Raw genomic sequence first — 10,591 nt, 5'->3', positions numbered from 1 at the left:
GTAAGCGCTCAATAAACCCCATCTAATAATTTCGTCGCGGTAGATTTACTCTTCAGTTTTAAGCTGAGGAGTCGTCCATGAACACAATCAACAAAACACAATTCTGGCAAGACCACGTCTCTGCTTGGCAAGGCAGCAACCTATCTCAAGCTGCGTATTGCAAGCAGCATGAGATCAAGTTTCACAACTTTGCTTATTGGCGTAATCGGCTGAGCCCCGCAAAAGAACCGGCTGCGAAATTAATGAAGCTGGGCGGTATGCCGACCTCATCTCGTATGATCATGAATTTGCCGCTGGGCGTTCGATTGGAATTATCCGCCAACGATTTGCCTGTTGTCTTGCCCGTGGTACTACATATCCTGCGGGAGTCGAACTGATGCTGCGGCCGACCTCCCATGTTGAGGTCTATTTGTACATGGCTCCGGTGGATATGCGCAAGTCCATCAACGGATTGGCCGCGCTGGTTGAAACCGAGCTGGCGCTCTCGCCGATGATGGAGGTGCTATTTGTATTTTGTAATCGTGGCCGGGATAAAATCAAACTTCTGTATTGGGAGCGAAACGGTTTTGTGGTCTGGTATAAGCGCCTAGAAAAGCAGCGCTTTAAATGGCCTCGCCAATGCGAATCCGGCTATGAATTACGCGATGGTCGCGACTTAAACTTTTTGCTTGATGGCTTGGATATTTGGCGCAATAAACCGCATGAAACCTTGTATTTTGATTCGGTTAGCTGACTCACTTTTGATATAATACACAGCATGACACCGCCTCCCACCAACACACTTCCCGATGATATTTCTGCACTCAAAGCTTTGCTGTTTGAGAAAGAACTTCGCCTCAATGAGAAGGATAAACGCATCTCGTTACTCGAAGAGCAAGTGCGTTTACTCAGGCATAAACGCTTTGCGGCCAGTAGCGAGAAGTCGGACGAACAGGCCGAGCTGTTTAATGAAGCCGAAGCGGCTGAGCCTGCTTCTGAAGACGACCTTAGCGAAAACACGGATGACGCCGAAACCGAAACGATCCAATACGAGCGTCGCAAATCTCGTGGTCGTAAATCGTTGCCTGCTGACTTGCCTCGCGTCCGTATCGAACATGACCTGTCTGATGTAGAGAAAGTCTGTGACTGCGGTTGTGCGCTAACGCATATTGGCGAAGACACCAGCGAGCAGTTGGATATCATTCCCGCAACCGTCCAAGTCTTAGTACACGCCCGACTGAAATACGCCTGCAAAGCGTGTGAGTCGACAGTATGTACCGCCGCATTACCCGCACAGCCCATTCCAAAGAGCAATGCGAGCCCAGGCCTACTGGCGTATATCGCTACCGCGAAATACCAAGATGCGCTGCCGCTGCACCGCCAAGAAGCCATCTTCAAACGGATGGAAATTGATATCCCCCGCAACACCCTCGCGAATTGGATGATGCGCAGCGGCGAATTGATCGCGCCACTCATCACCCAGCTTGATCACGAGCTTCGCCGAGGCAAAATCATCCAGTGCGACGAAACGCCGCTTCAGGTATTAAACGAACCGGACAGGCCCGCGAGTAGCCAATCGTATATGTGGGTCAGGCGTAGTGGCGCCCCAGATCACCCCATCGTGTTGTATGACTATGCGCCGAGTCGCGCTGGCAGCGTGGCGAAGAACTTACTCACGGGTTTTAGTGGTTATCTGCAAACCGATGACTATGCAGGCTACCATGCCGTCGGCCGCCAAGAAGATATTAGCCATGTGGGGTGCTGGGCACACGCACGCCGTAAATTCATTGATGCCCAAAAGGCGGCTATCTCCAAAGACAAAAAGACTACCCGCACCGGCAAGGCCGATGTGGCCATTAACTATATTGCCAAGCTGTATGCTATCGAAAAGCAGGCGAAGGACGCGAGCAGCGAAGCCCGTCACCAGCTGCGACAAGACAAAAGCGTTCCGATCCTCAATGCCCTTAGGGAGTGGTTGGACAAAACTTTACACAGTACCTTGCCCAAAGGCCTGCTGGGTACCGCACTGGGTTATCTCAATAAAAATTGGGAAAAGTTGATTCGATACACGGAAGATGGTGACGTGAATATTGATAACAACCTTGCCGAGAATGCCATCCGGCCTTTTGTTATAGGTCGCAAGAACTGGCTGTTTAGCGCAACGCCTAGAGGTGCTCATACCAGCGCCGCTATTTATAGTTTAATCGAAACGGCAAAAGCCAATGGCCTTGAGCCTTACGTGTATTTGTGCAAAGTCTTTAATCAATTACCAAGTATGACAACAACCGAAGAATTACAGGCATTGTTGCCGTGGGCAAACGCCTAATACAGAAAAGTAGCAGGAAGGCAGTCGCCTTCTTGGCAACGCCATCCAATCCCTTGCTGCCCCTCATCCTTGAGATTACCTTCCATGCTGTAGACTCATCCAGAGCCTGTAGAAAACTATAGGTGCATTATCTGAGTTTGCAAATAATTAATTGGGCGGGGTTTGTTGAGCGCTTACTGTTCTTTGAACAATATAGCCATGAACCCTATATTGCGACGTTACGATTTTGGATCTCAATATTAAAGGACAAGCAGGCAAATTTAAGTCAAATAGAACAACGCATGCCATTGGGCTACGCGGCGCTGAATGTAATGGAATCCCATTTAAAAGATCGCGATTTTTTTGCTGGGAACGCTTACAGCGTGGCGGATATTGCCTTATATGCATACACCCATGTGGCGGAAGAGGGCGAGTACGACCTGTCAACCTACAAGCATATAAAGCGGTGGTTTAGCCGAATAGAATCGCAGGCGGCTTATATGCCTATTGTCAAAATCTAATAATGCCTTGGGTCTTATTAATTTATTTGCTCGCTTTGTGCGCCCGCACAAATTCGATACCGCGGCGCTCGGCGCTGCCTGCCATCGCGTAGGTCAATATGTGCCCTAAAAAATTCACGGTATACGTTTCTACGGGAATGTCTTTTTGCCTTAGAGCATCTGCCATTAACGCCATTTGCTCTGGTTCGACTAGGGTGTCCCATTGCCCGTGGTATAAAAATACCGGTGGTGAATTTTTAGTGACGTGGTTGACGGGGGAAGCGTCTACCCATTCTGCCTTAGCTTTCGCCATAGGCTCGCCAATAAGCTTTAGTACCAGTGGTGAGTTGGGCCAGCGAGTCAGGTCGGCGGGAGTGCCGCCGGCGACGATGCTGCGTAATTGCGGCGCATCTTGTCGGTCTAATCCGGCCATCAATATTAAATGGGCCCCCGCAGAGTAACCCCAGCCACTGATATTACTGCTATCAATTTCATATTTGTCTGCGTGCTGATATAGCCACGCGAGGGCATCTGACACGTCATTCATTTGCGCAGGGTGTCGGCTTTCGGGTGCGAGTCGGTAGGTAATGTTGTAGACGACAAATCCCGCGCGGGCGAGCTTGGCGCTAATGCCTTCCATTTTGCCGCTACGGTTTGTCCAGCCGCCGCCGTGTACGACAACAACGGCGGGCTTATTGCCGGCTATATTGGGAATATACATATCGCCGCCCAGCGATTGGCCATCGATTTTCTTATAGACCACATTTTCAATTTTTTGAACGTCGGCGGATTTATTAAAGGCCAGTGTGGAGCAGCCGAGAATAAATAGAATGGCTGTAAAGATAAGGAAGATTTTCATAAGTTATGGTCTTAATCTAGATATCGGTGGCGCATGTATATGCGTGAATAGTCCAGTTTACGGATATTAGCTGCGACTGGATTTTGCAGGGGGTTTACTAAGCGTAGCTCTATTTCGGTTTTTACCCGCAATACGGAGCAAGCGCAGAAAGCTTGGGTATTCTAAATGATTCGCTGCTTTGCATGCCGCGGCGTGGCGCAGCCCGTCGCGGATGGCGCTTAACTCAGCGATTTTGTTATCTAGCTCATTCGCTTTCTCTAGCAATTGGCCGCGATCAATTTCTGGTCCGCGCTGAGTAAACATCCCGCGTATATCATCTAAGGAGAAGCCAGCCTTTTTGCCTAAAGAGATTAGCGCTAACTCCTGAAGTACTTTAGGCTGAAATAGTCGTCTTAAGCCCTTACGACCACTAGATTGGATTAGTCCGATTTCCTCGTAATACCTGAGAGTAGATGGGGCTAATCCCGAGGCTTTTGCCACTTCGCCAATATCCACGGTTTTCCTCTTGACTTAAAGTCGACTTGAACTTGTATGCTATCTTTCGTACTTGCTATTCACAAGCAAGTTTATTGATGGGATGAATAGTTTAGGGGGCGTATATGGATGCAGAATTTTGGCATAGTCGATGGAGTGCAAAGGAGATTGGTTTTCACCAAGAGCAGGGGAATCCATTATTAAAAGCGCATTTCAGCCAACTTGCCTTGTCGGCGGGTGACCGGGTGTTTATTCCGTTATGCGGTAAGACCAAGGACATTGCCTGGTTGTTGGCAAATAATTACCGCGTTGTTGGTGCAGAGCTAAGTGAAATAGCAGTAAAAGAATTGTTTGCTGAGCTGGGGGTGACTGCTCAGGTCAAGCCAGTAGGTAAATTGCTGCATTATTCTGCTAGCAATATAGATATTTATCTTGGCGATATTTTTGAATTGAACGCAGAGATACTTCAGTCGGTAGATGCTATATATGATCGCGCTGCCTTAGTGGCCCTGCCATTTGCAATGCGATGTAAATATACCCAGCTCCTTAAGGATATTTCACACCACGCGCAGCAGTTGGTGATTTGCTTTGAGTATGATCAGAGTGTGCATGATGGCCCACCTTTTTCTGTGACTAAAAAAGAGCTGCATGACCATTACGAAGAACACTACGCCATTGCGTGCGTGGAGCGTATTGCTGTGGCGGGTGGCTTAAAAGGGCAGGTTAAGGCTGAGGAGGTGGTGTACCTGCTAAGGCCAGAAGTTGATAGGCCTTAGCAGTCATTGCTGGAATTAAATGTATTTTAAAACCAGACCGAGTATTTTGCGGATACGCGGCGTGTAAGGGGGGAAGAACATCTTCGCGGTCATATAGTGCGAGCGCACAATGGCGCGCTCGTGGGCAAAGGCGCGAATACCCCACTCGCCGTGATAGCTGCCGATTCCCGAATTATTGACGCCGCCAAAGGGCAGGTTTTGATCTAAGAAATGCGCGGCAATATGATTTACGCAGGTGCCACCTGCGGTGGTTTCGGCAATAATTCTATCTGCATTATTTTTGTTTCTGCTCCATATATACAGCGCCAATGGTTTGGGCTGGCTGTTGATTTTATTAATCACTTCATCCAAAGCGTTATAGGAAATGAGTGGCAGTAGTGGGCCAAAAATTTCTTCTTGCATGATGCGGGCATGGTCTGGAATATCGCTTAGCAGAGTCGGTGAAATAAAGTTGGTGTCTAAATCAACTGCACCGCCGTAAACCACTTTCGCGCCGTGTTCTTTCGCATCCTGCAGTAAACCATTTACCCGCTCGGTGTGGCGACGGTTAATAATACGAGCTAGCTGGCTGGTTTTGGCTGCCATGCCTTCGCCATACCATTCGTTCATCGCATTGGTGATCGCGTGGGTGAAGTCTTGCATCACCGACTGGTGAACGTAAATGTGGTCGGGTGCGATGCAGGTCTGGCCATTGTTGATGTACTTACCCCATGCGATGGTTCGTGCGGCTAATTCTAGGTCGGCGGTTTCGTCGATAATAATCGGCGATTTTCCACCCAGTTCCAAGGTGACACTACTTAGGTGTTTCGCCGCTGCGCTCATTACAATTTTGCCGATATTGGGCGCTCCGGTAAAAAACATGTGGTCGAAGGGCAGGTCTAATAAGGCGGATGCAACACTCGCGTCACCCTCAATGATGGCGACTTCATTTTCATCAAAGCAGCTATTAACGATACTCACCAACACCTTAGAAAAGTTGGGTGCCATTTCAGAGGTTTTAATAATAACGGTATTGCCGCAGGCAATAGCCGGCACCAATGGGCCCAGACAAAGGGTGACCGGATAATTCCACGGCGCAATAATCAGGCAGCGACCACGGGCTTCGTATTGGGTGTAAGAGCTGCTGCCAAACATCATCGCCGACATTTTTGCGCGGCGGGGTTTTAGCCACTTTTTAAGGTGCTTGCAGTGGTCAGAAATTTCCATAATCACTGGCATTAATTCGGTGAATTCGACTTCGGCGGGGCTGCGCCCAAAGTCTTTTTGTGCTGCGTCGATGATTGCTTGCTGGTGATCCATGATCACGCTGCGCAGGCGCTTTAGTTTAGCGATTCGTTCCTCGGTACTGGATTTTCTAAGCGCGATAGCGGTTTTGGCCTGCCCAGAAAATATCTGCTGTATCCGCGAATTTAGCTCTGGCGTTAAGCAGCCAAGCTTGCTCGTGTGCTGATTAGTTTGGGTGTTGGTACTGCGCGCGTTTTCCATAGTAGATCCGAATTAATTGCCGTCTGAAATTGGTATAGATGGGTAGGCTACATCATGAGGGCTGCTGATCGTGGTGTTCTCGTCGATTAAGACGAAATTACATAAAAGGTTATTAATTTCCGTCGGCGGCGTCATTTTAAGAATTGAGTACGCGACTCACAGCGGGATATTTCGAAGAGGTGTCTTTGACTTATTAATGATATGGTATATCATATCTCTAATGTTGGCGGGTGACGACTAGGTCTATAGGAATATTTTACGAGGCAGACTGGACCTAATTTGGCGAATGTTTGCAATCGCATTATTGGAGAGAAAAATGAAATACAAGCTATTGCTTGGTGTCCTTGCGCTGGCCTCTATAAAGGCTTATGCCGTAGAGGGCGTTGTAGTGAATGATAGGGGAGCGCCGGTTGCGGGGGCCATCGTTAAAGGGCTTAGCTCTGCTCAGGCAGTTGTTACTGACGAGCAAGGTCGATTTTTTTTGCAGGGTGATAGCAATGAAATTCATGTGATGGCGGCGGGATATAGCCACCGTATGCTACATCTACATGAGCAAGAAGATGGGGCTATTGTGGTCACCCTATCGAATACCGTTATCGAGCAAGTCGATGTCATTGGCTTGCCGGTTCACGCCTCTGTTATTGAATCGTCTGTACCGGTTACGGTGTTGAGTGGTGACGCCTTGCGCAGACAGCAGGCCGCGACCTTGGGCGATAGTTTGGGTCGCCAGCCCGGTGTAAACACCAATTTTCATGGCTCAGTTGCGAGCACGCCGGTAATACGTGGCCTAAGCGGGCCACGGGTTTTAATTACCCAGAATAACTTGGATGTGAGTGATGTGTCGCGGGTGGGGCCAGATCATTCGGTGGCATCCGAGGTGTCAACCGCCCAGCAGTTGGAAGTATTACGCGGCCCTGCAACTTTGTTCTACGGCAGTGGCGCGATCGGCGGTGTTGTAAATGTGGTGGATAGACGGGTGCCCATTAGCTCTGAAACCCGTGGTGAAGTTTTATTGAGCCGAGAATCCGTCGATAAGCAAAATCTGGCGTCGTTTAATGCCAGCAGTGGTACGGACAATTTTGCATTTTATGTCGATGGGTTCAGCCGGGAATCAGATGACTATGATGTACCAGTTGCGCTGGATGGGGAGAAGACTGTTGCCAATAGCGATGAGGAATCGAGTGGTTATACCTTGGGCAGCAGCTATTTATTGGACAATGGCTATGTTGGTATTTCAGTAGGTCGTTTAGACAGAGAATACGGAATCCCTGGCCATAGTCACGGAGGGCATGAGGGCGAAGAAGAGGGTGTATACGCTGATTTAGAACAGGACAGGTACCAATTAATAAGTGAAATAAACCTAGATTCACCATGGCTAAACGCCATTCACACCCGAGCCTCCTACACAGATTATAGCCATTCTGAAATTGAGGGTGGCGTGGTAGGTACGCAGTTTTTCAATCAAAGCTCAGAGTTGCGGGTAGATTTATTTCACCGAGAGTTGGCGCATTGGAAGGGGGCAATAAATTTACATTATAAAAATAGTGAAGTTGAGGCTGAGGGTGAAGAGGCATTTACACCGCCGTCAGAATCCGAAACCTTCGCACTGGCGCTAATGGAAGAGCGGCACTTTGGTGATGTGTTAGTGCAAATGGGTGCGCGTATAGAACATGTTACCGTAAGTGCAGATAGGGTGTTGTTGCCGAGTATTGAGGTGCACGGGCACGATGCCGAGGAGGAACACCACGACCACGGCGATGAAGTAAGCCGCGTATTTGCAGTAGATCATGACTTCAGTCCATTCAGTGTATCGCTGGGCGCTGTGTGGGATTTTATGCCCGGTTATAACCTCGGTATTTCGGTTTCGCGGTCTCAGCGCGCGCCGTCAGCGTCAGAGTTATTATCATTTGGTCCTCATATTGGTACGGGCGCCTATGAGGTGGGGGCACTGTTTGCACTGCATGAAGAGGATGGCGAGCTGCATTTTGCTTTAAGCGATTCTGATTTCGAGCTAGAAACCTCAAATAATATCGACCTAACTTTTCGTAAGCACGAAGGTGATGTCGGAATTATTTTAAATTTCTTTTATAACCAAATTGACGACTACTATTACCAAGGTGCAACAGGCTTATTCGCTGAGAGTGGGCACGACCACGATCACGGCGGCGAAGGCGAGCACGAAGATGAATTACCTGTGTATCTGTTTAGTCATGCAGACGCGGAATTCTATGGCTTCGAAGCTCAGGGAATCTGGAAACTAAATCAGCATTGGCAAACCACTGTGTTTTCCGACTATGTTCACGCAGAGCTGAGTGACGGCACAGTGCTGCCGCGAACACCGCCATTACGTTTTGGTGCGGACTTGGAGTATAGCGGTGAGCGCACTAGCGCAACGCTAAGTTGGACGCGGTATGCCAAGCAGAGCGATGTGGCGGATTTGGAAACGACCACCGACGGCTACGACATGGTTGATGCAAGCGTAAGCTACCGGCTGCCAATAGGTTCTAAAGACGTAACGCTATTTTTGAAAGCGGAAAACCTCGGTGATACCGAGGCCCTTGTTCACACCTCCTTTATTAAAGATATCGCTCCGCGACCTGGGCGCAATTTTACCGTCGGTATTCGCGGCGAATTTTAGTGCTAGGAATTCGGTAACCCCATTAATTCACATTTACATTTTAAGGATGAGAAATGAAACAACAGAATACAATATTTAAGCTGCAGGCTCTTGTTATGGCAATGAGTGCGGTGCTGGCGCTTACCGCGTGTGGCGGTGGCGATACTAGAATCGTTGAAAGAGAGCCTATCGTTACCGATGACGACGACCATGATGATCACAATCATGGTGGTGAAGCGGGCGGGCGGCTATTTGTACTTAACTCCGGTGAGCTGCAGGCCGAGGTTTTTGATTTAGACGATAATGATTTAATTACATCAATTGCACTAGATGCTATACCGAGTTCGGTTTACGCCTCGGGTACATATCGTTATGCAGCATTGATCGAGCGCAATGCCAATAAAGTAAGCTTTGTTGATGGCGGCTTGTGGCAGGAACCCCATGATGATCATTTTGATTTGTATTCCTCTATGCCAAAACTTATTAATTTCAGCCTTGCTGGAAGTCGGCCAACGCACTTTGTTGCACATGATGGCGAAGTGGCCATTTTTTATGATGGTGATGCGGCTGCCGATAGTAATGCCTCGGTTCAAGTTATTACTGATGAGTTAATCGCAGGGGCTGGCATACCAGCTCAAATAAATTTTGATATGCCTATGCATGGGGTGGCGGAGCCTAGAGGCGAGCACTTACTATCTACTATTCGTCGCGACGATGAAGATAGCAGCTCTAATAATGTCATCCTTCCTGATCAGGTTGGCGTCTACCACCTTCACAATGGCAGTTATGCGCTGGAGCAAACACTAGACCTAGCTTGCCCCGATTTACATGGTGCCGCGCAGAACGAAGGGCATGTCGTTTTCGGATGTAGTGACGGCGTTTTACTCGCGATTGAGGGCGACAATGGCGATTACAGTGCGCAAAAGATCGACAACCCAGACTCCCTTATTGAAGGTGCGCGTATCGGCAGTATTTGGGGGCATGAAGCTAGTGAGCAGTTTATTGGGCTTGCTTCCTCCGGTGATGTGAGCCAATTTTTTGTTATTGATCCGGTTTTAGGTGAGCTTGAGTTAGTAGACTGGGAGCCACTTGAAAATGCCAAGCCTGTGGCACGTGGCTTTGCCTATGAGGCTGAGCAATTTGTTATTTTGGATAATCAAGGCTATCTCACACAAATAACACCTCACCAAGAAGGGGATTACACCCACTGGGAATACAGCGGGCGCATAGAAATCACCGGTGCTGATCTTAGCGCGATGCCAGAGGGCGCTAACTTCTCAATGACGTTCTCGCAAAATGGCCATACGGTCTATATTGCAGACCCCATTTCTCAGCATATTGTGATTGTGGACTTAGACACCTTTGAGGTTAGCGGTGAAATTGAGCTGGATTATGTACCTAGTATGATTACTTGGTTGGGTATTGCAGAAGAGCATGACCATTAAGAATCGCTATTTCTAGTCTCTGTCAGGTATTTGCGGAAGCTCTGCTTCCGCTTTTTTTTGTAGAGTAAACAGCAAGAGCATCGAGGGCTATTTCACCAAAGGGAGGTGTTTAAGTAATTTAGCTGCATATATTTAGTCTTTGCCCAGGTTT

10 protein-coding genes are annotated in these 10,591 nt (G+C 48.5%); 7 read left to right on the top strand and 3 right to left on the bottom strand.

Annotated elements, in window-relative coordinates:
* Positions 1-77 precede the first annotated feature (77 nt).
* From tnpA to C0068_RS16090, 4 genes are all read left to right on the top strand, one after another.
* Positions 78-377, top strand: coding sequence for an IS66 family insertion sequence element accessory protein TnpA (tnpA, locus tag C0068_RS16105; protein WP_103682445.1), 300 nt, complete (start codon positions 78-80; stop codon positions 375-377).
* Positions 377-733 carry an IS66 family insertion sequence element accessory protein TnpB gene (gene tnpB / locus C0068_RS16100; protein ID WP_103682444.1) on the top strand — a complete coding sequence of 119 codons (357 nt, stop codon included), beginning with the start codon at positions 377-379 and terminating at the stop codon, positions 731-733. The genes tnpA and tnpB overlap by 1 nt, the downstream gene beginning before the upstream one ends.
* A 24-nt stretch (positions 734-757) precedes the next feature.
* Positions 758-2,305, top strand: a complete 1,548-nt coding sequence (tnpC, locus tag C0068_RS16095) for an IS66 family transposase (protein WP_103682443.1) — start codon at positions 758-760, stop codon at positions 2,303-2,305.
* A 137-nt stretch (positions 2,306-2,442) separates the two neighbouring features.
* Positions 2,443-2,805: a glutathione binding-like protein gene (locus C0068_RS16090; protein WP_233208843.1), complete on the top strand. Its 363-nt coding sequence runs from the start codon at positions 2,443-2,445 to the stop codon at positions 2,803-2,805.
* Between the two features lie 22 nt (positions 2,806-2,827).
* Here C0068_RS16090 and C0068_RS16085 read toward each other — a convergent pair whose 3' ends face one another.
* Both C0068_RS16085 and C0068_RS16080 read right to left on the bottom strand, forming a co-directional pair.
* Positions 2,828-3,643, bottom strand: coding sequence for an alpha/beta hydrolase (locus C0068_RS16085; protein ID WP_103685505.1), 816 nt, complete (start codon positions 3,641-3,643; stop codon positions 2,828-2,830).
* A gap of 66 nt (positions 3,644-3,709) precedes the next feature.
* Positions 3,710-4,138 carry a helix-turn-helix domain-containing protein gene (locus tag C0068_RS16080; RefSeq protein ID WP_103685504.1) on the bottom strand — a complete coding sequence of 143 codons (429 nt, stop codon included), beginning with the start codon at positions 4,136-4,138 and terminating at the stop codon, positions 3,710-3,712.
* 104 nt (positions 4,139-4,242) lie between these two features.
* On the opposite strand from C0068_RS16080, the gene tmpT reads away from it, so the two are divergent.
* Positions 4,243-4,893, top strand: coding sequence for a thiopurine S-methyltransferase (tmpT, locus tag C0068_RS16075; RefSeq protein ID WP_103685503.1), 651 nt, complete (start codon positions 4,243-4,245; stop codon positions 4,891-4,893).
* A 15-nt stretch (positions 4,894-4,908) separates the two neighbouring features.
* Here tmpT and C0068_RS16070 read toward each other — a convergent pair whose 3' ends face one another.
* Positions 4,909-6,378 carry an aldehyde dehydrogenase family protein gene (locus C0068_RS16070; RefSeq protein ID WP_103685502.1) on the bottom strand — a complete coding sequence of 490 codons (1,470 nt, stop codon included), beginning with the start codon at positions 6,376-6,378 and terminating at the stop codon, positions 4,909-4,911.
* 316 nt (positions 6,379-6,694) lie between these two features.
* Between C0068_RS16070 and C0068_RS16065 the strand changes: the two genes are divergently transcribed.
* Positions 6,695-9,016, top strand: a complete 2,322-nt coding sequence (locus tag C0068_RS16065; protein WP_103685512.1) for a TonB-dependent receptor — start codon at positions 6,695-6,697, stop codon at positions 9,014-9,016.
* Between the two features lie 53 nt (positions 9,017-9,069).
* Positions 9,070-10,440, top strand: a complete 1,371-nt coding sequence (locus C0068_RS16060) for a 5-methyltetrahydrofolate--homocysteine methyltransferase (protein WP_103685501.1) — start codon at positions 9,070-9,072, stop codon at positions 10,438-10,440.
* The last annotated feature ends 151 nt before the right edge of the window (positions 10,441-10,591 follow it).

Source organism: Zhongshania marina (genome assembly GCF_002915595.1).
Lineage (GTDB): Bacteria > Pseudomonadota > Gammaproteobacteria > Pseudomonadales > Spongiibacteraceae > Spongiibacter > Spongiibacter marinus_B.
This window is presented reverse-complemented; position numbering and strand designations above follow the sequence as displayed.

What these genes read in the sequence shown, in the direction of transcription:
- tnpA (WP_103682445.1), top strand. Translation starts at nt 78, where the DNA reads ATGAACACAATCAACAAAACACAATTCTGGCAAGACCACGTCTCTGCT.
- tnpB (WP_103682444.1), top strand. Translation starts at nt 377, where the DNA reads ATGCTGCGGCCGACCTCCCATGTTGAGGTCTATTTGTACATGGCTCCG.
- tnpC (WP_103682443.1), top strand. Translation starts at nt 758, where the DNA reads ATGACACCGCCTCCCACCAACACACTTCCCGATGATATTTCTGCACTC.
- C0068_RS16085 (WP_103685505.1), bottom strand. Translation starts at nt 3,643, where the DNA reads ATGAAAATCTTCCTTATCTTTACAGCCATTCTATTTATTCTCGGCTGC.
- tmpT (WP_103685503.1), top strand. Translation starts at nt 4,243, where the DNA reads ATGGATGCAGAATTTTGGCATAGTCGATGGAGTGCAAAGGAGATTGGT.
- C0068_RS16070 (WP_103685502.1), bottom strand. Translation starts at nt 6,378, where the DNA reads ATGGAAAACGCGCGCAGTACCAACACCCAAACTAATCAGCACACGAGC.
- C0068_RS16065 (WP_103685512.1), top strand. Translation starts at nt 6,695, where the DNA reads ATGAAATACAAGCTATTGCTTGGTGTCCTTGCGCTGGCCTCTATAAAG.
- C0068_RS16060 (WP_103685501.1), top strand. Translation starts at nt 9,070, where the DNA reads ATGAAACAACAGAATACAATATTTAAGCTGCAGGCTCTTGTTATGGCA.